The organism is Pseudomonas sp. H1_F01 (assembly GCF_054681425.1).
Window position 1 is genome coordinate 5,563,970 of the sequence record NZ_CP162823.1, and the last position, 25,956, is coordinate 5,589,925.

At 62.8% G+C, this 25,956-nt stretch carries 23 protein-coding genes; 8 read left to right on the top strand and 15 right to left on the bottom strand.

Going from position 1 to position 25,956, the window contains the following annotated elements; translation table 11 throughout:
• The first annotated feature begins 9 nt into the window (after positions 1-9).
• Positions 10-798, top strand: coding sequence for an OmpA family protein (locus tag AB4O09_RS25220; RefSeq protein ID WP_027913149.1), 789 nt, complete (start codon positions 10-12; stop codon positions 796-798).
• Positions 799-986: 188 nt separating this feature from the next.
• Here the strand turns inward: AB4O09_RS25220 and AB4O09_RS25225 are convergent, their stop codons facing one another.
• From AB4O09_RS25225 to AB4O09_RS25295, 15 genes are all read right to left on the bottom strand, one after another.
• Positions 987-1,316: a hypothetical protein gene (locus tag AB4O09_RS25225; protein ID WP_003198160.1), complete on the bottom strand. Its 330-nt coding sequence runs from the start codon at positions 1,314-1,316 to the stop codon at positions 987-989.
• Complete coding sequence (locus AB4O09_RS25230) at positions 1,313-2,218, bottom strand: alpha/beta hydrolase (RefSeq protein WP_003198158.1); 906 nt, start codon at positions 2,216-2,218, stop codon at positions 1,313-1,315. The genes AB4O09_RS25225 and AB4O09_RS25230 overlap by 4 nt, the downstream gene beginning before the upstream one ends.
• An 80-nt stretch (positions 2,219-2,298) precedes the next feature.
• Complete coding sequence (locus AB4O09_RS25235) at positions 2,299-3,576, bottom strand: flavohemoglobin expression-modulating QEGLA motif protein (protein WP_003185001.1); 1,278 nt, start codon at positions 3,574-3,576, stop codon at positions 2,299-2,301.
• A 36-nt stretch (positions 3,577-3,612) separates the two neighbouring features.
• Positions 3,613-4,167 (bottom strand): hypothetical protein, encoded by a 555-nt coding sequence (locus AB4O09_RS25240; RefSeq protein WP_003198156.1) that lies wholly within the window; start codon positions 4,165-4,167, stop codon positions 3,613-3,615.
• A gap of 160 nt (positions 4,168-4,327) precedes the next feature.
• A complete protein-coding gene (locus AB4O09_RS25245) occupies positions 4,328-5,044 on the bottom strand; it encodes a TetR/AcrR family transcriptional regulator (RefSeq protein ID WP_003198153.1) in 717 nt (238 codons plus the stop codon).
• A 101-nt stretch (positions 5,045-5,145) separates the two neighbouring features.
• Positions 5,146-6,648 carry a lysine--tRNA ligase gene (gene lysS, locus AB4O09_RS25250; protein ID WP_003198151.1) on the bottom strand — a complete coding sequence of 501 codons (1,503 nt, stop codon included), beginning with the start codon at positions 6,646-6,648 and terminating at the stop codon, positions 5,146-5,148.
• 109 nt (positions 6,649-6,757) lie between these two features.
• Positions 6,758-7,853 (bottom strand): peptide chain release factor 2 gene (gene prfB, locus AB4O09_RS25255; protein WP_095963568.1). Its coding sequence is split into 2 segments (ribosomal slippage): positions 6,758-7,780 and positions 7,782-7,853, totalling 1,095 coding nucleotides; the frame shifts between segments, so codons are not numbered across the junction.
• 157 nt (positions 7,854-8,010) lie between these two features.
• Positions 8,011-9,012 carry a diguanylate cyclase domain-containing protein gene (locus AB4O09_RS25260; protein ID WP_003198149.1) on the bottom strand — a complete coding sequence of 334 codons (1,002 nt, stop codon included), beginning with the start codon at positions 9,010-9,012 and terminating at the stop codon, positions 8,011-8,013.
• A 45-nt stretch (positions 9,013-9,057) separates the two neighbouring features.
• A complete protein-coding gene (gene cheB, locus AB4O09_RS25265) occupies positions 9,058-10,068 on the bottom strand; it encodes a chemotaxis response regulator protein-glutamate methylesterase (RefSeq protein ID WP_038859495.1) in 1,011 nt (336 codons plus the stop codon).
• Positions 10,065-12,329, bottom strand: coding sequence for a response regulator (locus AB4O09_RS25270; RefSeq protein WP_460107587.1), 2,265 nt, complete (start codon positions 12,327-12,329; stop codon positions 10,065-10,067). The genes cheB and AB4O09_RS25270 overlap by 4 nt, the downstream gene beginning before the upstream one ends.
• Complete coding sequence (locus tag AB4O09_RS25275) at positions 12,326-12,997, bottom strand: chemotaxis protein CheW (RefSeq protein ID WP_003198143.1); 672 nt, start codon at positions 12,995-12,997, stop codon at positions 12,326-12,328. The genes AB4O09_RS25270 and AB4O09_RS25275 overlap by 4 nt, the downstream gene beginning before the upstream one ends.
• Positions 12,994-14,259 (bottom strand): CheR family methyltransferase, encoded by a 1,266-nt coding sequence (locus AB4O09_RS25280; RefSeq protein WP_053161930.1) that lies wholly within the window; start codon positions 14,257-14,259, stop codon positions 12,994-12,996. Before AB4O09_RS25280 ends, AB4O09_RS25275 begins: the two co-directional genes overlap by 4 nt.
• On the bottom strand, positions 14,256-14,792 hold the full coding sequence (locus AB4O09_RS25285) for a chemotaxis protein CheW (protein ID WP_003198139.1): 537 nt from the start codon (positions 14,790-14,792) through the stop codon (positions 14,256-14,258). Before AB4O09_RS25285 ends, AB4O09_RS25280 begins: the two co-directional genes overlap by 4 nt.
• The gene (locus AB4O09_RS25290) at positions 14,792-16,414 is read right to left on the bottom strand and encodes a methyl-accepting chemotaxis protein (protein WP_003198136.1); all 1,623 of its coding nucleotides are present in this window, start codon (positions 16,412-16,414) and stop codon (positions 14,792-14,794) included. The genes AB4O09_RS25285 and AB4O09_RS25290 overlap by 1 nt, the downstream gene beginning before the upstream one ends.
• Positions 16,415-16,649: 235 nt before the next feature.
• Positions 16,650-17,369, bottom strand: coding sequence for a tellurite resistance TerB family protein (locus AB4O09_RS25295; RefSeq protein WP_038857043.1), 720 nt, complete (start codon positions 17,367-17,369; stop codon positions 16,650-16,652).
• Between the two features lie 182 nt (positions 17,370-17,551).
• Between AB4O09_RS25295 and AB4O09_RS25300 the strand changes: the two genes are divergently transcribed.
• The 7 genes from AB4O09_RS25300 (at position 17,552) to AB4O09_RS25330 (ending at position 25,917) form a co-directional block, all read left to right on the top strand.
• Positions 17,552-18,466, top strand: a complete 915-nt coding sequence (locus AB4O09_RS25300) for a LysR family transcriptional regulator (protein WP_003198132.1) — start codon at positions 17,552-17,554, stop codon at positions 18,464-18,466.
• A gap of 193 nt (positions 18,467-18,659) precedes the next feature.
• A complete protein-coding gene (locus AB4O09_RS25305; RefSeq protein WP_003198130.1) occupies positions 18,660-20,117 on the top strand; it encodes a gamma-aminobutyraldehyde dehydrogenase in 1,458 nt (485 codons plus the stop codon).
• Positions 20,118-20,207: 90 nt separating this feature from the next.
• The gene (gene ydcS, locus AB4O09_RS25310; RefSeq protein ID WP_013692365.1) at positions 20,208-21,359 is read left to right on the top strand and encodes a putative ABC transporter substrate-binding protein YdcS; all 1,152 of its coding nucleotides are present in this window, start codon (positions 20,208-20,210) and stop codon (positions 21,357-21,359) included.
• A 191-nt stretch (positions 21,360-21,550) separates the two neighbouring features.
• Entirely contained in the window at positions 21,551-22,588 is a 1,038-nt protein-coding gene (locus AB4O09_RS25315) for an ABC transporter ATP-binding protein (RefSeq protein ID WP_003198125.1), read from the top strand.
• A gap of 1 nt (position 22,589) precedes the next feature.
• A complete protein-coding gene (locus AB4O09_RS25320) occupies positions 22,590-23,537 on the top strand; it encodes an ABC transporter permease (protein ID WP_013692364.1) in 948 nt (315 codons plus the stop codon).
• Positions 23,527-24,345: an ABC transporter permease gene (locus tag AB4O09_RS25325; RefSeq protein WP_003198122.1), complete on the top strand. Its 819-nt coding sequence runs from the start codon at positions 23,527-23,529 to the stop codon at positions 24,343-24,345. Before AB4O09_RS25320 ends, AB4O09_RS25325 begins: the two co-directional genes overlap by 11 nt.
• Positions 24,346-24,492: 147 nt before the next feature.
• Entirely contained in the window at positions 24,493-25,917 is a 1,425-nt protein-coding gene (locus AB4O09_RS25330) for a gamma-aminobutyraldehyde dehydrogenase (RefSeq protein WP_003198121.1), read from the top strand.
• Positions 25,918-25,956: the final 39 nt, after the last annotated feature.

A 25,956-nucleotide genomic window follows, 5' to 3' on the forward strand; every position in this document is an offset into this window, starting at 1 on the left:
CAGACTATGATGCACAAACACTTGATGATGCCCGCCCTGCTCGCTGCCTGCGTAGCCCTGGCCGCTTGCTCCCACGACCCGAACGCGAACCTGGAACAGGCACGGACCAACTACAACGGCCTGCAGGCTGATCCAGCGGCGACCAAAGTGGCTGCATTGGAAACCAAGGACGCCGCCGACTTCCTGGCCAAGGCTGACAAGGCCTACATGGACAAGGAAGACGAAGCCAAGGTCGACCAGTTGGCCTACCTGACCAACCAGCGCGTCGAAGTGGCCAAGCAGACCATCGCCCTGCGCAACGCCGAAGCCGAGCTTAAAAACGCCGGTGACGAACGTGCCCGTGCCCTGCTCGATGCGCGTAATGCGCAGATCAAGCAACTGCAGGACAGCCTCAACGCCAAGCAGACCGAACGCGGTACGCTGGTGACCTTCGGCGACGTGCTGTTCGCCACCAACAAGTCCGACCTGCGCGCCAGCGGCATGACGAATGTGAGCAAACTGGCGCAGTTCCTCCAGGAAAACCCGGACCGCAAGGTGATCATCGAAGGCTACACCGACAGCACCGGTTCGGATTCCTATAACCAGTCCCTGTCCGAGCGCCGCGCCAGTTCTGTGCAACTCGCGCTGGTGAAGATGGGCGTCGACCCGGCTCGCATCGTGACCCAGGGCTACGGCAAGGAATTCCCGGTGGCTGACAACACCAGCGTCTCGGGCCGTGCCATGAACCGGCGCGTGGAAGTGACCATCTCCAACGACAACCAGCCAGTGGCCCCACGTTCGACCATGAGCGCCAACTGATCGGCTGAGAGCAACAAAAAAGCCCCGCCTGATTTCTAGTCAGGCGGGGCTTTTTTCATGGCCGAATAGGTTTGGCTGTACACAACCCCTGTGGGAGCGAGCTTGCTCGCGATGGCGGCGTGTCAGGCACTATTTATGCTGCTGAACCACCGCTATCGCGAGCAAGCTCGCTCCCACAGGGGTCTCGCTTATGGCTGAAGCTTCTGCGGCGTTTCCTGGCCCATGCAGCGCACCGCGCGTTTCTTCTCGTTGATCAGCACGCCGGTCAGGCCTTTCTGCTCGGTGTCGAACAACACCAGCACACCATCGATGCATTGGGCGACCTGGGGGGCCGGCTCCAGGGAAACCTTGTAGTCCTCGCCCGGTACGGTCTTGAGCATGGTGAACTGGTTGAGCAGCAACGCGTCCTCGGGCTTGGCGAAGTGCAGGTAGCCGTAGTACCACAGCGTCGCAACGGTGCCGAGGATGCTGCAGATACCGGTGATGATCAGGGGGATGGCGTTACGTTCTTCGCTCATTGCGGACTCTCTGGTGATTCAACGGGTGATTTCGGGTAATTCGGGACCTCGCCCAGGCGGCGCAGGCCGTCGAAGTGCTGGGGGTCGTCGAGGTAGCGCAGCATCACGGTGCGCCAGGTTGGGTCGGCGAATGTCTGCACATGGCCGCCGCGTGTCAACTGCAAGACCCGCGGCGGCGGCGCAGCTTGATACAGGCGGATGCCATTGGAAAGGGGCACGATGGGGTCGTCCAGGCTGTGGTAGATCAATTTCGGCACGCCATTCAATTGCGCCACGGAACTGATCGCGCTGTCACCGTCCGGTACCAGCCAGGACAATGGCACCTGGAACGGCCAGGTCAACCACGAGGTGCTCAGGGCAAACCGGCCGACGTCACGATAGCTGGCAGGCACGCCATCGAGCACCAGGGCCTTGAGCTGCCGTTGGCGCTGCGGGTGCTCGACCAAGTAATGCACCGCCAGCGCACCGCCCAGGCTCTGGCCGAGCAGCACCAGAGGCTTGCCCTGCACCTCGGGCGCCTGGTCGAGCCATTGGAACGCGGCGTCAATGTCCTGGTAAATCGCCGGCAGGCTCGGCTCGCCTTCGGACAGGCCATAACCCCGGTAGTCGACCATCAACACCTGGTAGCCCTGCTCCGGCAACCACCAGCTCCCGCCCAGGTGCCAGGCCAGGTTGCCACCGTTGCCGTGCAAATGCAGGACCGTGCCCTTGACCTCCACACCCGGTTTGACCGGCAGCCACCAGCCGTGGAGCTTGAGACCGTCGGCGGTGGTCAGGGTGACGTCGCGGTATTCGAGCCTGGCCCGCTCCGGGGTGAACGGCAGGCCGTGCTCGGGGTAGAACAGCAGGGAGCTGCAACCGCTCAGGGCCAGCAGCAGGCAAATGATGCCGAGGGTTCGCATCCGGTGAAACCTCGCAAGTCAGAAGTAAACGCAGTCCCCCTGTGGGAGCGAGCTCGCTCCCACAGGGATTGGTGGTGCGATTAGAGGATATTGGAATAATCCGCTTCGATCCGGTCCAGGCTCAGGTGGTTCAGGAAGTTGGAGAAACACATCCAGGCCGACAGGGCGTTCATGTCGCGGAACTGCTCGGGCAGGTACTTGGGCGGTACGACCAGGCCTTCGTCCACCAGTTGCCGCAACGTGCGCATGTCCTCGAGGGTGGTCTTGCCGCAGAACAGCAGCGGCACCTGTTCCAGCTTGCCCTTGCGCACGGCCAACTGAATGTAGTTGTAAACCATGATGAAGCCTTTGAGGTAGGACAAGTCTTTGGTGAATGGCAGCCCCGTCGGCACCGACCCTCGGAAAACCCGACTGGCGTTGCCGTAACTTTCGGCCATTTCAAAACCCTGCTCGCGGAAGAACTCGAAGACCTGCAGGAAATCGGCGCCCTCCTCCACCATGTGAATGGCCCGGGTGCGGTTGGTCAGTTTGCGCAGGCGGCTCGGGTAGGAGGCGAAGGTGATGATTTCCATCAGGATCGCCAGGCCTTCCTGAGTCACCGTGGACGAGGGTGGGCCCTTGGACAGGAAGGTGCAGATCGGCTGGTTGAGGCCGTTGAGGGTGGTGCCGACGTGCACCAACCCTTCGTGGACTTCCAGCGCTCGTACGTCGCGCTCGTTGAACATCGCATCGGTGCGGATCTTGATGTAGTCCGCGCCCGCCGCTGCGTCGGCCACGATGCCATCGGACTCGAACACCCGGATGGTTTCCTCGGCTTCGCCAAACACCCGGTTGAGGCGGTGTTGCAGCAGGCTGACGGCTTCCTTGGCGCTGAGGACTTTCGGCTCGTCCTTGAGGTCGCCACGGCCATCGATGTTGTTCAGGTAATCGGAGAGCATCAGGCCCAGGTCGGCCAGGGTCGGGTCGCCGGCGTGGAAAGCATCGGAGGCGGCGCCATAGAGCTCCTGGGAGATCAACCCGAAATCCTCGGTGCCACGCGCCTCGAGCATGCGCACCACCATGCGGTATTCCTTGCACATGCGGCGCATGATCTGGCCAACCGGGTTGAACTGCCCAAGCTGGCGGGTGATGTCGCGCTCGATGTTCTGGAACTCCAGCTTCACCTTGCTCGAATCGAAGGACAGTGGCCGGTTGAGGTAATAGTCGCGATCCACCGCGGGCATTTCCTTGCCCTTGGCCTTGAGAAAGCCCTTGCGGATGTTCTCGTCCCACTTCACCGCGTCGAGGATGCGAATCGGCGTTTGCGCCAGCACAATGCGATCGGACAAGGTGCGTATCGTCTGCTGGTAATCGTCCACCCGGAACTCCTGTGAAAAAACGTCCGCTTGTTGCTGTTATTGGGATTTGACCAGCCGCTGGTAGCGCACGGCCTCCGAGAACACATCGGAATTGGCCGGGTCGTCGAGGTAACTGAAAACCTTGTTCATGTCGCTGTCCACTAGCACGCCATCGCCTTCCTCGCTCTGGTTCGGCTGGCCGCTGAGGCGTTTCTGGGCGATGGCCTGGTTGATCTGATCCAGGTCCAGGTTGTAGACCACCAATTCTTGCTTGTCGGTCAACTCGAAACCGGCGATCAAATAATGGCCGCCAAACCGGGCCGGCACCTTGGCTGACACGTACCAGCGGCTGCCATGACGGGAAACGGTCAGCGGGATGGCTTCGCGCTCATGGGGCCTGGCCCTGAAGTAGCTGATGGCCTGGTAGCGGTGCTTGCCGACCTTCGTCAGCTCCAGGTTCAACGGTTCGCCCCAGGCATTGGTGCTGGTCCAGTGACCGAGCAGGCCCTCGGGCGCCGCTTCGCTGTCAGGCAACGGCGCCTTGAACGACACCAGACAACCACTGAGCAGCAGCAACGACACGGCCAGTACAACGGCACGCCAGGCTTTCATTTGAACTCCCTATGGCACAGCGCCTCGTCCTTACATATGGGAGCAGGTGTGTGTGGGAGCAAAGCTTGCTCGCGATGAAGACACCTCGGTCTATCGAGAGACCGCGTTATCGTTCATCGCGAGCAAGCTTTGCTCCCACATAGCCCACTCCCATAAGGGGTTACACCGACGCCAGTACCAGGTGCATGTAGCGGGTCAGGATGCCGAGCATATCTTCATCGGCTACCGGCTCGGCGCCATTGAGCAAGCCCTGATATTCCATCCGTCCGATAATCGCCGTCAACACTTTGGCATCCTGTTGCGGCTCACGGGAGCCCAATACCTGGAAAAACTGACAGGTGCCGTGCAGCAAAATCTGCTGGTGGGAACGCACCAACACCGCCAGGCGCGGGTTGAGCAGCGCTTCCTGGCGGAAGGCCTGTTCGGCCATCAGGTATTCACGGCGACTGTCCAATTGGTGTTGCACGTAGTCGGCGGTCATCCGGGCAATGTCGTCCGCCAGCTGCGAGCGCGATTGGGCGCTGCCGTCACCGTAAGCGACCATTTCCCGCAGCAGGCCTTCGTTGTTGGTCCACAGCTTGGCCATGAACGCCGCGCTGCGTTCCACATACTGGGCGAAGGTATCGGTGAGCAAGTCATCGATGTCCTTGAAATAATACGTGGTGGCCGACAGCGGCACGCCCGCTTCGGCGGCCACGGCGCGGTGACGCACGGCTCGCACGCCGTCGCGCACCACAATGCGCATGGCCGCGTCGAGAATCTCCTGGCGACGCTGCTCACTGCCCTGTCGGCTGGCCTTGCGGCCCTGGTACTGAACACTTTCAGCGACAGCCGTGGCGACGCCCGCTGCACCTTCTGAAGCCATTGCACGATTCACGACAGGTCTTCCTCGCTCTTTGAAAAAGTAACCAATTGATACGTTTGTACCAGACAGGCAATAAAAAGCCGCCCTTCCAGGCGGCTTTTTAGTTGAAGCACTTACGCTTGAGGCCGCATGTGCGGGAAGAGAATCACGTCCCGGATCGACGGTGAGTTGGTCAACAACATCACCAGGCGATCGATGCCGATGCCTTCGCCAGCGGTCGGCGGCATGCCGTACTCCAGGGCACGCACGAAGTCGGCATCGTAGTGCATGGCTTCGTCGTCGCCGGCGTCCTTGTCAGCCACCTGGGCCATGAAACGCTCGGCCTGGTCTTCTGCATCGTTGAGCTCGGAATAGGCGTTGGCGATTTCACGGCCACCGATGAACAGCTCGAAACGGTCGGTCACGCTTGGGTTCTCGTCGTTACGACGGGCCAGCGGCGACACTTCGAACGGGTACTGGGTGATGAAGTGCGGCTGCTCCAGCTTGTGCTCGACCAGCTCTTCGAAAATCATCACTTGCAGCTTGCCCAGACCTTCGAAGCCGAGCACCTTGGCACCGGCCTTCTTGGCGATGGCGCGAGCCTTTTCGATGTCGTTCAGATCATCGGCAGTCAGTTCAGGGTTGTACTTGAGGATCGAGTCGAACACCGACAGGCGCACGAACGGCTCGCCGAAGTGGAACACCTTGTCGCCGTACGGCACGTCGGTCGTCCCGAGAACAAGCTGGGCCAGCTCGCGGAACAGTTCCTCGGTCAGGTCCATGTTGTCTTCGTAGTCGGCGTAGGCCTGGTAGAACTCGAGCATGGTGAACTCGGGGTTGTGCCGGGTCGAAACACCTTCGTTACGGAAGTTGCGGTTGATCTCGAAGACCTTTTCGAAGCCACCCACAACCAGACGCTTGAGGTACAGCTCCGGCGCGATACGCAGGAACATTTCCATGTCCAGGGCGTTGTGGTGGGTTTCGAACGGCTTGGCCGCCGCACCGCCAGGGATGGTCTGCAGCATCGGCGTCTCGACTTCCAGGAAGTCACGCTTCATCAGGAAGCTGCGGATGTGGGCGATGACTTGCGAGCGCACGCGGAACGTCTGGCGCACGTCTTCGTTGACGATCAGGTCGACGTAGCGCTGGCGATAGCGCTGCTCGGTGTCGGTCAGGCCGTGGTGCTTGTCCGGCAGCGGGCGCAGGGACTTGGTCAGCAGGCGCACGCTGGTCATCTCGACGTACAGGTCGCCCTTGCCGGAACGGGCCAGGGTGCCTTCGGCGGCAATGATGTCGCCCAGGTCCCAGGTCTTGACGGCGGCCAGGGTTTCTTCCGGCAGGGTCTTGCGGTTGACGTAGACCTGGAGGCGCCCGGTCATGTCCTGGATCACCATGAACGAACCACGATCGAGCACGATACGACCGGCCACCTTGACTGGAATCGCCGCCTCGGCCAGCTCTTCCTTGGTCTTGTCCGCATACTGCTTCTGCAAGACGTCGCAGTAGGCGTCGCGGCGGAAGTCGTTGGGGAAGGCCTGGCCCTTGGCGCGCTCGGCAGCAAGCTTTTCCTTGCGCAGGGCGATCAGGGAGTTTTCTTCCTGTTGCAGGGCTTGCGGGTCGAGTTCTAGGTCGCTCATGTCTTTAAGGATTCCATCACAGGTTCGTTGCCCCCGGCCCCGGGCCGGAGTTTGCGGGCGAGTCATGCTCCTTGATGGAAGCATGCCTGCCCGCCGCATGGGTGTCGCGTTACAGCCCTTGTTTGAGGCTGGCGATCAGGTATTCATCGATATCGCCATCGAGCACCTTGTCGCAATCGCTGCGTTCGATGCTGGTCCGCAGATCCTTGATCCGCGAGGCATCAAGCACGTACGAACGGATCTGGTGACCCCAGCCGATGTCCGACTTGGTGTCTTCCAGCGCCTGGGACGCCGCGTTGCGCTTCTGCACTTCCTGCTCGTACAGGCGAGCCCGGAGCATCTTCATCGCGGTGTCTTTGTTGGCGTGCTGGGAACGCTCGTTCTGGCAGCTGACCACGGTGTTGGTCGGTACGTGGGTAATCCGTACGGCCGAGTCGGTGGTGTTAACGTGCTGACCACCGGCCCCGGAGGAACGGTAGGTGTCGATGCGCAAGTCCGCCGGGTTGATCTCGATCTCGATGTTGTCATCGATTTCCGGCGAAACGAATACGGCCGAGAACGAGGTGTGGCGGCGGTTACCGGAGTCGAACGGGCTCTTGCGCACCAGGCGGTGCACGCCGATCTCGGTCCGCAGCCAGCCAAAGGCGTATTCGCCCTTGATGTGCACGGTGGCGCCCTTGATCCCGGCGACTTCACCGGCCGACAGTTCCATGATGGTGGCGTCGAAACCGCGTTTGTCAGCCCAGCGCAGGTACATGCGCAGCAGGATGTTGGCCCAGTCCTGGGCTTCGGTGCCGCCGGAGCCGGCCTGGATGTCCAGGTAGGCGTTGTTCATGTCCATCTCGCCGCTGAACATGCGACGGAATTCCAGCTTGGCGAGGTTCTCGTCGAGGCGTGTCAGCTCGGCGACGACATCGCCGACCGCGCCCTCATCGTTCTCTTCGACAGCCATGTCCAGCAGGTCGCGGCAATCGGCCAGGCCGCTGGACAACTCGTCCAGGGTCTCGACGATCTGCGCCAGCGCAGAACGCTCGCGGCCCAGTTCCTGGGCGTACGAAGGGTTGTTCCAGACATTCGGATCTTCAAGCTCGCGATTGACTTCGGTCAGACGCTCATGCTTTTGATCGTAGTCAAAGATACCCCCGAATAGTTTCGGAGCGCTCGGACAGGTCCTTGATGGTGTTAAGGATCGGGTTGATTTCCATGGCGGGCAGCACTCGTTGGCGAACTTTTGAAAGCCGGCGAGTATAACGTAATCAAGCGCCAGCGGCAGCCCGCCTGGCGGCTTTAGGGGTAATGAGGTTCAGGGATTGATCTGCACAATCCCCCTCACCACAAAAAGCCTCTTCGCCAAGCAGGGATTTATTCAACCCCCACCCGATTACGCCCATTGTGCTTGGCCAGGTACAGCCCCTTGTCCGCCGCCGAGATCAATTGCCGGCAATCGCTACCCTGCTGGGGGATGAAGGTCGAGACGCCGATGCTGACGGTCAGGTTTTCGCCGCCGTCGGGCGTGGTGTGGGGGATTTTCAGGGCGACGACGCCCTGGCGCAGTTTCTCGGCCATCAGCCGGGCGCCGCCCGGCGAGGTGCCGGGCAGGACCAGGGCGAACTCCTCGCCGCCGTAACGGGCCGGCAAGTCGGATGGACGGCTGCACGCCTCGCGGATCGCCGTGGCGACCTTGCGCAGCGCTTCGTCGCCTTCCAAATGGCCGAAGTTGTCGTTGTAGGCCTTGAAGTAGTCCACATCGATCATCAGCAGCGACAGCTGGCTCTGGTCGCGCATCGCCCTGCGCCATTCCAACTCCAGGTATTCGTCGAAGTGGCGACGATTGGACAACCCGGTCAGGCCGTCGGAGTTCATCAAGCGTTGCAGCACCAGGTTGGTGTCGAGCAGTTGCTGCTGGCTGACCCGCAGTGCCCGATAGGCCGCGTCGCGTTGCAAAAGCATCATGTAGGAACGCGAGTGATAGCGGATGCGCGCCACCAGCTCGATGTTGTCCGGCAACTTGACCAGGTAGTCGTTGGCCCCGGCGGCGAACGCCGCGCTCTTGACCAGCGGGTCCTCCTTGGTGGACAGGACAATGATCGGGATATCGCGGGTGGCCGGATGGTTACGGTACTCGCGCACCAGGCTCAGGCCATCCAGGCCGGGCATCACCAGGTCCTGGAGAATCACCGTCGGCTTGATGCGAACCGCATGGGCGATGGCCTGGTGAGGATCGGAGCAGAAATGGAAGTCGATGTTGTCTTCGTTCGATAGCCCGCGCCGCACCGCCTCGCCGATCATCGCCTGATCGTCGATGAGCAAGACCATGGCCGCGTTCTCATCGCGCTTGAAATCGTCTAGCTGCAGATCATTCATGGTGGCTTACCTGAGTACGCCCTGGGGCAACACTGGCGGGGTTCTTCATGGGGTAAAAATCTCCAACAGCCGAGGCGCGATAGCGTCCAGGGCGAGAATATGGGCGGCGGCGTCGATGGCGGCCGCCGCTTTGGGCATCCCGTACACCGCACTGCTGCGCTGGTCCTGGGCGATGGTCACATAGCCCTGTTCGCGCATGAGCTTAAGCCCTTGTGCACCGTCGCGACCCATGCCGGTGAGCAATACGCCCACCGCGTCACCGCTCCAGTACTGGGCGACACTTTCAAAAAACACGTCGATGGAGGGCCGGTAGATCTCGTTCACCGGCTCGGCGGTGTAGGCCAGGGTACCGTCCTTCAACAAACGCAGATGATGGTTGGTCCCGGCCAGCAACACCGTGCCGCTCTGCGGCGTCTCGCCGTGCCGGGCCAGGCGCACCGTGTGGCCCGAGACACTGCCCAGCCACTCGGCCATGCCCGCGGCAAACACCTCGTCCACATGCTGGACCAGCACGATGGCCGGGGCAAAGTTACGCGGCAGCGCCTTGAGCAGCACCTCCAGCGCCGCCGGACCGCCCGCCGACGACCCGATGGCCACCAGGCTCTTGCGCGACACTGCCGCACGCTGCGTCGTCGGCACCGGTCGTTCACGCTTGTTGCGCTCACCGATCAGCCAGCCGATGTTGGTGATCTTGCGCAGCAACGGCGCCGCCGCATCTGCCGGGTTACCGACGCCCAGGGCCGGGGTATCGACCACATCCAGCGCGCCATGGCCCATGGCCTCGAACACCCGGTGGACGTTCTGCTGGCTGTCACCGGTGACGATCACAACAGCGCAGGGACTGTCGGCCATGATCCTTCGGGTGGCCTCCACGCCATCCATGATCGGCATGAACAAGTCCATGAGGATCAGGTCCGGGGTGTATTCGGCGCAGCGCTGCACCGCCTCGGCCCCATTGACCGCCACCCAGACCAGTTGATGCGCCGGCTCGAACGCCAGGGCGCGGCGCAGGGCTTCGACCGCCAGGGGCATGTCATTGACGATGGCGATCTTCAAGCGCGTGCCCCTCCGATCAATTCAACCACGGCGTCGAGCAAGGCGTCGTCGTGGAAACTCGCCTTGGCCAGATAATAGTCGGCGCCAGCGTCCAGGCCACGGCGGCGATCCTCTTCGCGGTCCTTGTAGGACACCACCATCACCGGCAGCGATTGCAGTCGGTTGTCACGCCGCAACAGCGACACCAGTTCAATACCGTCCATGCGCGGCATGTCGATGTCGGTGATCAGCAAGTCGAAATCCTCCGAGCGCAAGGCGTTCCAACCGTCCATGCCATCCACCGCCACCGCCACGTCGTAGCCGCGATTGAGCAACAACTTGCGCTGCAGCTCGCGCACAGTCAGGGAATCGTCCACCACCAGGATCCGCTTGCGCGGGGCCTGGGCCTGGTTCTGCCGGGCGATGCGCTCCAGGCGTCCGGTATCGAGCAACTTGTCCACCGAACGCAACAGGTCTTCGACATCGACAATCAACACCACTGAGCCATCGTCGAGCAAGGCCCCGGCGGAAATGTCCTGGACCTTGCCCAGGCGTTCGTCCAGGGGCAGGACCACCAGGGTCCGCTCGCCAATGAAGCGCTCCACCGCCACGCCGTAGATCGTTTCGCGCTCGCGGATCACCACGACCTTGAGGGTCTGGCTGCTGCCTTTCGTCGCCGGGCGATTGAGCAATTGGCTGGCGGCGACCAGCCCGATATGCCGGCCCTCGTGCCAGAAATGCTGGCGGCCTTCGACCTGGACGATGTCCTCCGGCGCCAGGTCGCACATGCGTTCGATGTGGGCCAGGGGAAAGGCGTACGCTTCATCGCCGACTTCCACCACCAGGCTGCGCACCACCGACAGCGTCAGCGGCACCTCAAGATGGAAACGACTGCCCTCGCCCGCCGTCTGCTCCAGCACCACCGCGCCGCGCAACTGCCGGACCATGTGCTGGACCGCGTCCAGGCCGACGCCGCGCCCGGACACTTCGGTGACTTTGTCGCGCAGGCTGAAACCGGGCAGGAACAGGAAGGTCAGCAGTTCCTCCTCGCTGAGGCTGGCGGCGGTTTGCTCAGGGGAAAGGCCACGCTCGACGATGCTGCGGCGTACCCGATCCAGGTCCACCCCGGCGCCGTCGTCCGCCAGTTCCAGCACCAACAGGCCAGCCTGATGGGAAGCCCGCAGGCGGATCAGGCCTTCGGCGGGCTTGCCGGCCAGTATTCGCTGCTCCGGGGATTCGATGCCATGGTCCACGGCATTGCGCAGCAAATGCGTCAGCGGCGCTTCGAGCTTTTCCAGCACATCGCGGTCGACCTGGGTCTTCTCGCCTTCAATCTCCAGGCGCACCTGTTTGCCCAGGCTGCGGCCCAGGTCACGGACCATGCGTGCCTGACCCGAAAGCACATCGGCGAACGGGCGCATGCGACAGGCCAGCGCCGTGTCATACAGCACCTGCGCCCGCTGACTGGCCTGCCAGGCGAATTCATCCAGCTCGGCGGTTTTCTGCGCCAGCAATTGCTGGGTTTCGGCGAGCAAACGGCGAGCATCGCCAAGGGCTTCCTGGGCTTGCAGGCTCAGGGCATGGTCCTTGAGGTGCACGTTCAGCTCTTCAAGGGCGCGCAAACCGCTGCTTTGCTGGCGCTTGAGCCGCTGCATCGTCGCCAGCCAGGGCTTGAGGCGCTGGGTCTCCACCAGGGACTTGCTCGACAGATCGAGCAAGCTGTTGAGGCGTTCGGCCGTGACCCGCAAGACCCGCTCGCCGCCTTCGGTGACCCGTTTGCGCTTGGGGGCCGGCTCCGTTGCCGGGAGCGGTTCCACTTCCGGCAGCTCGATGCGTAGCGGCTCGACCGGTGTCTCGACGCTTGGTAAGACCACTGCCGGGGCCTGTGGCGCGTTGGGATCAAGCAGACGCCCCATCAACGCCACATAGGCGTCGATGTCCGGGGCGCCGACGCCGTTGCCCGGGGTGGCGATGCGCGTCAGCAGGTCAGTACCTTGCAGCAAGGCATCGATGTGTTCAGCGCCCAGCACCAGGCGCCGCTCCTGGGCGCTGACCAGGCAATCTTCCATCACATGGGCCACGCTAACCCCGGCGTCCACCCCGACTATGCGTGCCGCACCCTTGAGGGAATGCGCCGCGCGCATGCACGACTCCAGGTAATCGACCTGGGTCGGATCGCGCTCCAGGGCCAGCAGGCCGGCACTCAACACCTGGACCTGGGCTTCGGCTTCCAGGCTGAACAGCTCCAGCAACGAGGCGTCGCGCATCTGATCAGGGGTCATGACAGGCTCCGAGCCACGGCGGACAGCAGTTGTTCTTCATCCAGCCAGCGCAGGCTGCGGCCCTTGAAGGGCAGCACACCACGGGTGTACTTGCCCGTCGATTGCGAAGCGCTCGCCAGGATGCGCTCATCGATGGCGTGGATGCCGTCCACCTCATCCACCGGCACCACCACCGGCCCGCCCTTGGCCGCGACAATCAACATGCGCGGCATCACCCGTGCGCCGGAAACCACCGCCGCGCCGGGCTCCAGGTCCAACAGCTCCACCAGCGACAGGCAGGCCACCAGCGCCCCGCGTACATTCGCCACGCCCAACAAGGCCCGCGAGCGCTGGTGGGGCAAGGAATGGATCGGCTGCAATGGTGCCACTTCCACCAGGCTGCGCGTCGTCAGGCCCAGCCATTCCTCGCCGAGGCGGAACATCAGCAGCGAGCGCGTGACCACATCGGTGTCCGCGGGGGCAAGGGACAGATCCCGCTGATCCTGCGGCAAGGCATAACGGTCGAGCAGCCGGGTGGCGGCCGCCGAATACACCGAGCAATTGCGGCAATGGATATGCTCGACCAGCAAAGGACAGGATTTGTCGCCATGCACCCCGATGCGATTCCAGCAGTCGTCGATAGCCTGGGCATCGTCATGGGTGACGGTATAAGAAGCCGAACCGCTCATCGTTTGTGCTCACTGTCTGCCGCGCGCCCGCTACGGGCGGCGCGTTCCTGCAATCGACGGGCTCCGGCCGCGTCTCCCTGGGAAGCCAGCAGCGCCGCCAGATGCACCAGGGCCTCGGCGTGTTGCGGTTCAAGATAAAGCGCCTTGCGATAAAAACCCTGGGCTTCAAGCGCGCTGCCAGCCATGTCGCTGAGCAGGCCCAACCAATAGAACACCTGGGCGTTTGGCGCGTGGCTGCGCAAGTAGGCTTCGCAAGCCACGCGGGCCTCGGCGCTTTTACCACCGTTGGCCAGGGCAGCGATATTGGCCAGCAAGGTCGCGGCGGCGCTGCTTTTGGGCTCGACAATCGGCGTCACGCTCGCCGCAAACGGTCGCGGCCGAATCACCGGCGCAACGACACGGGGCGGAGGCTGACGAACCGGCAGCGGGGTCGGCATCAAGGCCGGTAACGGTTGCGGCTCGGGTGCCCCCTGGCGGCTGAAGGCGAACGATTGGGCGACCCCGATCGAGCGCATGCCCAGTCGGCCGAGCAAGCTGCCCTCGGCGGGGCCGATAAACAGCACACCGTCCTGATGGGTCAGGCGCTTGAGCACCTCGAACACCTGCTGCTGGGTCGGCTGGTCGAAATAGATCAACAGGTTGCGACAGAACACAAAGTCGTAAGGTGCCTCGTTCGCCAACAAAGCCGGATCCAGCAGGTTGCCCACTTGCAAACGCACCTGTTCGCGCACCCGCTCGCTGAGGCGGTAGCCCTCGTCTTCGGCGTCGAAGTAACGCTCGCGAAAACCCAGCTCCGCGCCACGGAAGGAATTCCTGCCGTAACGCGCTTCCTTGGCCCGCGCCACCGACAGCGGGCTGACGTCCAGGCCGTCCACCTTGAACTGATGTGGCCCCAGGCCTGCGTCGAGCAAGGCCATGGCAATCGAATAAGGTTCTTCGCCGGTGGAACACGGCAAGCTGAGGATACGCAGCGCGCGCAGGTGCTTGATCTCGGCCAGGCGCTTGACGGCCAGCCTGGCGAGGGTCGCGAAGGATTCGGGGTAGCGGAAGAACCAGGTCTCCGGGACGATCACCGCTTCGATCAGCGCTTGCTGCTCCTGGGCCGAATGCTGCAGGCCTTGCCAGTACTCATCGGCGGTTCGCCCGGGCACGGCAATGATGCGTTGGCGCACGGCCCGCTCAATGATCGCGGTGCCGACGGAGGTCACATCCAGGCCGATGCGCTCCTTGAGAAAATCGAAAAAACGCTGGTCGTTGTTCATGGCGTTGCCTCGAGGTCGTCGAGGTTCAGCGGCGGCGCAGGAAACAGCAGCGCCCGAACGGATTCATCGAGCAGGTCATTGACGCGCACCCATTGCAGCAACCCGTGGGCATCTTCGCGCACCGGGCCGAGGTACGGCGCCTGCCGGTTGTCCAGACCATAGGGTTTGAAATCGGCCGGGTCACAGCGCACGGTGTCGGTCGCCTGTTCCAGGATCAGGCCCAGCACCTGTCCCGTTTGTTGCGCGTCGCCCTGATAGCGCACCAGCACCAGTCGCGTACTGGTCCGGGCCTGTGCGCTCTGGCCAAAGGTCAAGGCGCACAGGTCGATCACCGGCACCACCGTGCCACGCCAGGCAAACACCCCCGCCACCCAGGACGGCGCCCGGGCAATCGGCTTGAGGGGCAGGCGCGGCAGCACCTCCACCACATCGATGGCCTGCAGGGCGTAACGTTCGTTGCCGATGCAGAACACCAGGAACAACGACTGGCGGGCCGTCGGTGCGGCGCCACGCCGGGTCTCGAGTTCGCCCATCAGACTTTGAAACGCGAGACGCCGCTGCGCAGCCCTACGGCTACCTGGCTCAGCTCGTCGATGGCGGAACTGGCCTGGCGCAGGGAATCCACGGTCTGGCTGCTGGCATCGCCCAGTTGCACCAAGGCGTGGTTGATCTGCTCGGCACCGGTGGCCTGGGCCTGCATGCCTTCGTTGACCATCAACACCCGCGGCGCCAGGGCCTGGACCTGATGGATGATCTGCGACAGTTGCTCACCCACCTGTTGCACTTCGGCCATGCCTCGACGCACTTCTTCGGAAAACTTGTCCATGCCCATCACCCCGGCCGATACCGCGGACTGAATCTCGCGCACCATCTGCTCGATGTCATAGGTCGCTACGGCGGTCTGGTCAGCCAAGCGTCGTACTTCAGTGGCGACAACGGCGAAACCACGACCGTACTCGCCGGCCTTTTCGGCCTCGATGGCCGCGTTGAGGGACAACAGGTTGGTCTGGTCGGCCACTTTGACGATGGTCACCACCACCTGGTTGATGTTGCCGGCCTTCTCGTTGAGGATCGCCAGCTTGGCGTTCACCAGGTCGGCGGCGCCCATCACCGAATGCATGGTTTCCTCCATGCGCGCCAGGCCTTGCTGACCGGAGCCGGCGGCCACCGAAGCCTGGTCGGCGGCGGTGGACACTTCGGTCATGGTGCGCACCAGGTCTCGGGAGGTGGCGGCGATTTCCCGGGACGTCGCGCCGATCTCGGTGGTGGTGGCGGCGGTTTCGGTGGCCGTGGCCTGTTGCTGGCGCGAGGTGGCGGCGATCTCGGTCACCGAGGTGGTGACCTGCACGGAGGAGCGTTGGGCCTGGGACACCAGTGAGGTCAGCTCGGCCATCATGTCGTTGAAGCCGGTTTCCACTGCACCGAATTCGTCTTTGCGCGCCAGGTTCAGGCGCCCGCTCAGGTCGCCGCTGCGCATGATCTCGAGGATCTCGACGATGCGGTTCATCGGTCCCATGATCGCCCGCATCAACAGCAGGCCACAGAGTACGGCGACGATCAACGCGACCAGGAACGACAGGCCCATGGCGACCTTGGCCGCCGTTACCGCATCGCCGATGGTCTGGGTGGCGTTTTCCGCCAGCTCACGATTGCGCTCGATGATGTGATTCAAATGCCCGCGGCCGCCGATCCATTCTGGCGTCAGCTCTTTGTCCAAAGCCTGCCGCGCCCCTTCGTAGTCCTTGCGCTGGTACAAGTCCAGGACCTTTGCCATAGCCTGGTTGAACGCCAGGTGATTGGCCTCGAACTCGTCGAAAGAGGCTTGGTCGGCGGGGTTCTGGATCAGTTTTTGATAGTTCTGCATCTCTTCGCGCAGGTGCTGCTCGAAGCCCTGGTAGCGGGCCTTATCCTCAGCGGTGATTTCCCGGTTGCCCGAAAGGCCGACGATTTGTTGGGTCAAGACGTAGCTGTCAACCCAGCCACCGCGAATCATGGAGCTGTAATACACCCCTGGCACCGCATCGACCCGGACGTTTTCTTCACTGTCCTCGATCTTCAACAACCGTGAATACGAGACAACCACCATCAACAGCATGATGGCGATGATCACTGCAAAACTCGCCAGGATGCGTTGGCGCAATGTCCAATTCTTCACGGTAAAACCTCGGGCATTTGAAATGCTGGGGAGTATAGCCGAGGGCGGCACCGGGCCTGTATGGCGGTTTGAGGGGATTTTTGACGAAGGCGAGGCTCGTAGTTTTCTCAAGATGAGCAATGCCCCCGTGGGAGCGAGCTTGCTCGCGATAGCGGCGTGTCAGACCACGCGGCTGTGACTGACCGAACCCCATCGCGAGCAAGCTCGCTCCCACAGGGAATGAGGTGGGACTGATCTATACAGTCGCCTGGCGCACCTGTTTCTCCAACTCCACCTTCAGCCCCGGCTCCAGCTTGAGTTGGCGCGCCAGTTCATCGAGGTAGGACTTCTCCATGAAGTTTTCCTCGTCCACCAGCATCACGCTGGCGATGTACATTTCCGCCGCCATTTCCGGGGTGCTGGCAGCGCGGGCGACGTCGGTGGGGTCCAGGGGCTTGTTGAGTTCGGCGTGCAGCCAGTGTTGCAGTTCCTGGTCGTTGTCGAGCTTGGTGAATTCGCCTTCGATCAACTGCCGCTCGCGCTCGTCCACATGGCCGTCGGCCTTGGCCGCCGCCACCAGCGCCTTGAGGATCGCCTGGCTGTGCTGCTCGACCTGCGCCGGGGGCACGCGGTCGAGGGTCTGCGGTTCGGTTTTCGGCGCGGTGCCTTGCTGGGCCTGCCAATTGCCGTAGGCCTTGTAGGCGATCACGCCCAAGGCCGCGAGACCACCATAGGCCAGGGCCTTGCCACCGAAGCTGCGGGCTTTCTTGTTGCCCAGCAACAGGCCCATGGCCCCGGCGGCCAGAGCGCCGCCGCCCGCACCGGAAAGCATCCCGCCAAGGTTGCCGGAGCCACCGAGCAAACCGCCCAGACCGCCCAGACCGCCGGAGGACTTGCCTTGGGACCCGCCAGCCTTGTTCTGCAACATTTCCTGGCCGGACTTGAGAAGCTGATCGAGCAATCCACGGGTGTTCATTTGTTGTCTCCACATTTCGTGTCAACGTAAGGCCACCAGCCTAGATCGAAAGTGCCCCGGCGCCGTTGGCGAGATTGCTTCCAGATGTTGCCTGGCTCATTCCAAGACACACTCCCCTTTCATTCTAAAAAAACGATATACACTCCAGCACATCGATAAAACCGCCCACCGGATATTCGACCATGATGACCCTGCGCCAGATCCGCCATTTCATCGCCGTGGCCGAAACCGGCTCCATCTCTGCCGCTGCGCAAACGGCGTTCATTTCCCAGTCGACCTTGACCCTGGCCATCCAGCAACTGGAGCAGGAAATCGGCGTCAGCCTGTTCAACCGCCACGCCAAGGGCATGACCCTGACCCATCAGGGTCATCAATTCCTGCGCCAGGCCCATTTGATCCTGGCCACCGTCGACAACGCCAAGCGCAGCCTGCAACAGAGCACCGACCAGGTCGCCGGCCAGGTCACCATCGGCGTCACCAGCCTAGTCGCCGGCTATTACCTGGCGGACCTGCTGACCCGTTTCCAGCGCGCCTATCCCAACGTGGAGATCCGGGTGATGGAGGACGAGCGGCCGTATATCGAGCATTTGCTGGTCAGCGGCGAAATCGACGTCGGGGTGTTGATCCTGTCCAACCTGGAAGACCGCCACGCCTTGCAGACCGAAGTGCTGACGCATTCACCACACCGTTTGTGGCTGCCAGCGCAGCACCCGCTGCTGGAACACGACAGCATCAACCTGGCCGACGTGGCCCGCGAGCCGCTGATCCAGCTGAACGTCGATGAAATGGACCGCAACGCCCAGCGCCTGTGGCGCGGTGCCGGTCTGCAACCCAGGGTCACCCTGCGCACCGCCTCGACCGAAGCGGTGCGCAGCCTGGTGGCGGCAGGCTTGGGGGTGTCGATCCAGCCGGACATGACCTACCGCCCTTGGTCGCTGGAAGGCGACATCATCGAAGCGCGACCGATTGCCGACCTCAACCAGACCCTCGACGTCGGCCTGGCCTGGCGCCGGGGCACGGCGCGACCGGCGTCGGTCGACCCGTTCCTGGCCGTCGCCCGGGAACAACCCCATGGCGGACGAAAGCCATCTATTTAATCGAACGCAGCCTTGAGTATTTCGAATTTGTCGGCCTCGGATCTGAGCACTAATCTGACTGCACGCCTCTTTCCTGTGGGAGCGAGCTTGCTCGCGATAGCGGTGGGTCAGGCAACATAGATTCGACTGACAAACCGCTATCGCGAGCAAGCTCGCTCCCACAGGTTCTTTGTTTCAACTGAGACCTATAAAAATGGCTGGTACGCAAACCCCGTTGTGCACCGCGTTGCTGATCGACGGGGAACTGGTTCCCGGTGAAGGCATTGTCGAGCCGATCCTCAACCCGGCCACTGGCGAAGTGGTGGCTCACATCGCCGAGGCCAGTACCGAGCAGGTCGAAGCCGCGATCCTCGCCGCCCACCAGGCCTTCGACGGCTGGTCGCGCACCACACCGCAACAACGCTCTAACCTGCTACTGGACATCGCCAGCGCCATCGAAAAGAACGCCGATGAGCTGGCCCGCCTCGAATCCCTGAACTGCGGCAAGCCGCTGCACCTGGCGCGCCAGGACGACCTCAGTGCGACGGTGGATGTATTCCGTTTCTTCGCTGGCGCCGTGCGCTGCCAGACCGGCCAGCTCAGTGGCGAATACCTGCCCGGCTACACCAGCATGGTGCGCCGCGACCCGATTGGCGTGGTGGCGTCCATTGCACCGTGGAATTACCCGATCATGATGGCCGCGTGGAAAATCGCCCCGGCCCTGGCTGCCGGTAATACGCTGGTGTTCAAGCCGTCGGAACACACACCGCTGTCGATCCTGGCCCTGGCGCCGACACTGGCCCAGATCCTGCCACGGGGCGTGATCAACATCCTCTGCGGGGGCGGCGAAGGTGTGGGCAGCCATCTGGTCAGCCATCCCAAAGTGCGCATGGTCTCGTTGACCGGCGATATCGTCACCGGGCAGAAGATCCTCCAGGCAGCGGCGAAAACCCTCAAGCGCACGCACCTGGAACTGGGCGGCAAGGCGCCGGTGATCGTGTGCAACGACGCCGACATCCAGGCCGTGGTCGAAGGCGTGCGCACCTATGGTTATTACAACGCCGGGCAGGATTGCACGGCGGCGTGTCGGATCTACGCCCAAGGCGCGATTCACGACCGCCTGGTGGCCGAACTCGGCGCGGCGGTCAGCAGCCTGCGCTTTGCCGGCAAGCGCGACGCCGACAATGAGATCGGCCCGCTGATCAGCACCCGCCAGCGCGACCGGGTCGCCAGTTTTGTCGAGCGCGCCCTCGGCCAGCCACACATCGAACGCATTACCGGCGCGGCGGTGCATTCCGGCGCCGGTTTCTACTACCAACCCACGCTGCTGGCCGGCTGCAAGCAAAGCGATGAAATCGTCCAGCGCGAAGTGTTCGGCCCGGTCGTCACCGTGACCCGCTTCGACGAACTCAGCCAGGCGGTGGACTGGGCCAACGATTCCGAATACGGCCTGGCTTCTTCGGTATGGACCCAGAACCTCGACAAGGCCATGCAAGTGGCGGCGCGGCTGCAATACGGCTGCACCTGGATCAACAGCCATTTCATGCTGGTCAGCGAAATGCCCCACGGCGGCCTGAAACGTTCGGGCTACGGCAAAGACCTATCCAGCGATTCGCTCCAGGACTACAGCGTGGTGCGCCACATCATGGCCCGCCACGGCCAGCATCTGTAGATAACAGCACTACTCTAATAACAGGCCATCCATGGCGCTTCACCCTGTTCGAACACTGCCCCGACCATAATTAAAGCAAGAGGGATTTCCATGTACGCGCACAAGACCGTATTGCTCAGTGCAATCACCACGGCGCTGCTGACCAGCGTCAGCCTCCAGGCCGCCGAACCGCTCAAGGCCGTTGGCGCCGGTGAGGGCCAACTGGATATCGTCGCCTGGCCGGGTTACATCGAACGCGGCGAAAGCGACAAGGCCTACGATTGGGTCACCGGTTTCGAGAAGGAAACCGGTTGCAAGGTCAATGTGAAAACTGCCGCTACGTCCGACGAAATGGTCAGCCTGATGACCAAGGGCGGCTACGACCTGGTCACCGCCTCGGGCGACGCCTCGTTGCGGCTGATTGCCGGCAAGCGCGTGCAGCCGATCAACACCGCGCTGATCCCCAACTGGAAAAACCTCGACCCGCGCCTCAAGGATGCACCGTGGTACGTGGTCAACCAGCAGACCTACGGCACCCCGTACCAGTGGGGCCCGAACGTGCTGATGTACAACACCGACGTGTTCAAGCAGGCGCCCGTCAGTTGGAGCGTGCTGTTCAGCGCCCAGAACCTGCCCGACGGCAAGCCGAACAAAGGCCGCGTGCAAGCCTACGATGGCCCGATCTACATCGCCGACGCGGCGCTCTACCTCAAGACCGCCAAGCCTGAGCTGGGCATCAAGGACCCATACCAACTCGACGAAGCCCAGTACAAGGCCGTGTTGGAATTGCTGCGGGCCCAGCAGCCGCTGATCCACCGCTACTGGCACGACACCACCGTGCAGATGAGCGATTTCAAGAACGAAGGCGTGGTGGCCTCTGGCGCCTGGCCATATCAGGTCAACGGCCTGATGAACGAGAAGCAACCGATCGCCTCGACCATTCCGAAAGAAGGCGCCACCGGGTGGGCCGACACCACGATGTTGCACGCCGAGGCCAAGCACCCCAACTGCGCGTACAAGTGGATGGACTGGTCGCTGCAACCGAAAGTCCAGGGTGACGTGGCGGCGTGGTTCGGCTCGTTGCCGGCGGTGCCCGCGGCGTGCAAGGGCAGCGAACTGCTGGGCGCCGAAGGCTGCAAGACCAACGGTTTCGATCAGTTCGACAAGATCGCCTTCTGGAAAACCCCACAGGCCGAGGGCGGCAAGTTCGTGCCGTACAGCCGCTGGACCCAGGACTACATTGCGATCATGGGCGGGCGCTAAGCCCAATCAGTCGGTGTAGTTCACTGTGTGGGAGCAAGGCTTGCCCGCGATGAAGATGATGCGGTCTCCCGGGGAACCGAGGCGCCTGTATCGCGAGCAAGCTTTGCTCCCATAGCGTTGCTCTCACAGGTCTGGTGCACGGCAACCCACCCACGATCCAATAGAAGTCGCACTTTTTGGAGCCCCGCACCATGACGCTTGCAGTCCAATTCACCCAGGTATCCCGTCAGTTCGGCGATGTGAAGGCCGTTGACCGGGTTTGCATCGACATCCAGGACGGCGAGTTCTTTTCCATGCTGGGCCCGTCCGGTTCGGGCAAGACCACCTGCCTGCGACTGATCGCCGGGTTCGAACAACCCAGTGCCGGCTCGATCCGCATCCACGGCGAAGAGGCCACCGGGCTTGCGCCGTACCAACGGGACGTCAACACGGTGTTCCAGGATTACGCCCTCTTCCCCCATATGAACGTGCGCGACAACGTGGCCTACGGTCTGAAAGTCAAAGGCGTCGCCAAGGCCGAGCGCATCCAGCGCGCTGACGAAGCGCTGGAGATGGTTGCCCTGGGCGGCTACGGCGAACGCAAGCCGGTGCAGCTCTCCGGCGGCCAGCGCCAACGCGTGGCCTTGGCCCGCGCGCTGGTCAATCGCCCGCGGGTGTTGCTGCTCGATGAACCCTTGGGCGCCCTCGACCTGAAGCTGCGTGAGCAAATGCAGGGCGAATTGAAGAAGCTGCAACGCCAGTTGGGCATCACCTTCATTTTCGTCACCCACGACCAGACCGAAGCGCTGTCGATGTCCGACCGCGTGGCGGTGTTCAACAAGGGCCGCATCGAACAAGTCGATACCCCACGCAACCTGTACATGAAACCGGCGACCACCTTCGTCGCCGAATTCGTCGGCACCTCCAACGTGATCCGTGGCGAGCTGGCCCGGGAACTGAGCGGTTATCCACAACCGTTCTCGATTCGCCCGGAACACGTGCGTTTCGCCGAAGGTCCGTTGGCCAGTGGTGAGATCGAAGTCCACGGCCTGCTGCACGACATTCAGTACCAGGGCAGCGCCACACGCTACGAGTTGAAACTTGCCAACGGCCAGACCCTGAACCTCAGCCAGGCCAACACCCAGTGGCTCGACAACACAGCCCAGCACCAGACCGGCCAGCACCTGAGCGTACGCTGGGCGCGGGAGGCGATGGTCGCGTTGCACGACACTGTCAGTGGCGAGGTGTGAGATGAACACCCTGGCCATCGCTCAAACGCCCACACCCGGTTCACCGTTGCGACGATTTTCCAACCTGCTGTACCGGCGCCCCAACCTGTACCTGTCGATGTTGCTGGTGCCACCGCTGATCTGGTTCGGCGCGATCTACCTGGGCTCGCTGCTGACCTTGCTGTGGCAGGGTTTCTACACCTTCGACGACTTCACCATGGCGGTCACGCCGGACCTGACCCTGGCGAATTTCGCGGCGCTGTTCCAGCCGTCGAACTTCGACATCATTTTGCGCACCCTGAGCATGGCGATAGCGGTGTCCATCGCCAGCGCCATCGTCGCGTTCCCGATTGCCTACTACATGGCGCGCTACACCAGTGGCAAGACCAAGGCGTTTTTCTACATCGCGGTGATGCTGCCGATGTGGGCCAGCTATATCGTCAAGGCCTATGCCTGGACGCTGCTGCTGGCCAAGGGTGGCGTGGCGCAGTGGTTCGTCCAGCACCTGGGCCTGGGGCCGGTGTTGCAGTTCGTGCTGGGAATCCCGGGCGTGGGTGGCAGCACCTTGTCCACCTCACACCTGGGGCGTTTTCTGGTATTCGTCTACATCTGGCTGCCGTTCATGATCCTGCCGATCCAGGCGTCCCTGGAGCGTCTGCCGCCATCGCTGCTGCAAGCCTCGGCAGACCTGGGCGCCAGGCCACACCAGACGTTCATGCAGGTGATCCTGCCGCTGTCGATCCCCGGCATCGCCGCCGGCTCGATCTTCACCTTCTCGCTGACCCTGGGGGATTTCATCGTGCCGCAACTGGTGGGCCCGCCGGGCTACTTCGTCGGCAGCATGGTCTACGCCCAGCAAGGCGCCATCGGCAACATGCCCATGGCCGCGGCGTTCACCCTGGTGCCCATCGTGCTGATCGCCATCTACCTGTCTATCGTCAAGCGCCTGGGGGCTTTCGATGCACTCTGACTCTCAAGACCGGGCCTCGTGGGGCTTGCGGATCGCGGCGTGGGGCGGGCTGGTGTTCCTGCATTTCCCGATCCTGATCATCTTCCTCTACGCCTTCAATACCGAGGACGCCGCGTTCAGCTTCCCGCCCAAGGGCCTGACCCTGAAGTGGTTCAGCGTCGCCTTCGCGCGCCCGGATGTGCTGGAGGCGATCAAGCTGTCGTTGCAGGTCGCAGCCATCGCCACGCTGATCGCCATGGTGCTTGGCACGCTGGCCTCGGCGGCGCTGTACCGGCGCGATTTCTTCGGCAAGCAAGGCATTTCGCTGATGCTGATCCTGCCGATTGCCTTGCCGGGCATCATCACCGGCATTGCGCTGCTGGCGACCTTCAAGACCCTGGGCATCGAGCCCGGCATGTTCACCATCATCGTCGGCCATGCCACTTTTTGCGTGGTGATCGTCTACAACAACGTCATCGCCCGCCTGCGCCGTACCTCCCACAGCCTGATCGAGGCTTCGATGGACCTGGGGGCCGACGGTTGGCAGACCTTTCGCTACATCATCTTGCCCAACCTCGGCTCGGCGTTGCTGGCCGGCGGAATGCTGGCGTTTGCGCTGTCATTCGACGAGATCATCGTCACCACCTTCACCGCCGGCCACGAACGCACGCTGCCGCTGTGGCTGCTCAACCAACTCAGCCGCCCTCGCGATGTACCAGTGACCAACGTGGTGGCAATGCTGGTGATGATGGTCACGATGTTGCCGATATTGGGCGCGTATTACCTGACCCGAGGCGGAGAGAGCGTGGCCGGTAGCGGCGGGAAGTAGAAGGGCTTTTTGTGGGAGCGAGCTTGCTCGCGATGACTGACAAATATTCAACACAGATGTCGACTGTAAGACCGTTATCGCGAGCAAGCTCGCTCCCACAGGGATCGGTTCCAGCAGACACAAGACTGCTTCGATGAGGACAATGCTATGCAAACCAAACTGCTGATCAACGGCCACCTGGTGAACGGCGAAGGCCCTGGCCAAGCGGTGTTCAACCCGGCGCTGGGCCGGGTGCTGGTGGAAATCAATGAAGCCAGCGAGGCCCAGGTCGATGCCGCCGTGCGCGCCGCCGACACCGCCTTCGAGTCTTGGTCGCAAGTGCCGCCCAAGGACCGTTCGCTGTTGCTGCTCAAGCTGGCCGATGCCATCGAAGCCCACGGCGAGGAACTGGCGAAGCTGGAGTCGGACAACTGCGGCAAACCCTTGAGCGCCGCACTGAATGACGAGATCCCGGCGATTGCTGACGTGTTCCGTTTCTTTGCCGGCGCCAGCCGCTGCATGAGTGGTTCGGCGGGCGGTGAATACCTGCCGGGGCATACCTCGATGATCCGCCGCGACCCGGTGGGCGTCATCGCCTCCATCGCGCCGTGGAACTACCCGTTGATGATGGTCGCCTGGAAAATCGCCCCGGCCCTGGCCGCCGGTAATACCGTGGTGCTCAAGCCATCGGAGCAGACTCCGCTGACCGCGCTGCGCCTGGCAGAACTGGCGTCGGAAATTTTCCCAGCTGGCGTGCTCAACGTGATATTCGGTCGTGGGCAAACCGTCGGCAACCCGCTGGTCACCCACCCGAAAGTGCGCATGGTGTCGCTGACCGGCTCCATCGCCACCGGCTCGAACATCATTTCCAGCACGTCCGACAGCGTCAAGCGCATGCACATGGAGCTGGGCGGCAAGGCCCCGGTGATCATTTTCGACGACGCCGACATTGACGCGGCCGTGGAAGGCATCCGTACCTTCGGTTTCTACAACGCCGGCCAGGACTGCACCGCAGCCTGCCGCATCTATGCCCAGCAAGGCATCTACGACCAGTTCGTCGAGAAGCTCGGCGCCGCGGTGGGCAGTATCAAGTACGGCCCGCAAACCGCGCCAGACACCGAGATGGGCCCACTGATCACCGCCCAGCACCGCGACCGCGTGGCCGGTTTTGTCGAACGGGCCATTGCCCAGCCGCATATTCGCCTGATCACCGGCGGCAAGGCCGTGGACGGCAACGGGTTCTTCTTCGAGCCGACGGTGTTGGCCGACGCCCAGCAGGATGACGAAATCGTCCGTCGGGAAGTCTTCGGGCCTGTGGTGTCCGTCACGCCGTTCCTCGACGAGGCACAAGTGCTGGCGTGGGCCAACGATTCGGACTACGGCCTGGCCTCATCGGTATGGACCGCCGACATCGGCCGAGCCCATCGTCTGTCGGCACGCCTGCAATATGGCTGCACCTGGGTGAATACCCACTTCATGCTCGTCAGCGAAATGCCCCATGGCGGTCAGAAACGTTCCGGCTATGGCAAGGACATGTCCATGTATGGACTGGAGGATTACACGGTAGTGCGGCATGTGATGTTCAAGCATTGACGACAAGACAACCTTGGCAACACATGCCTGCGCTTGCCC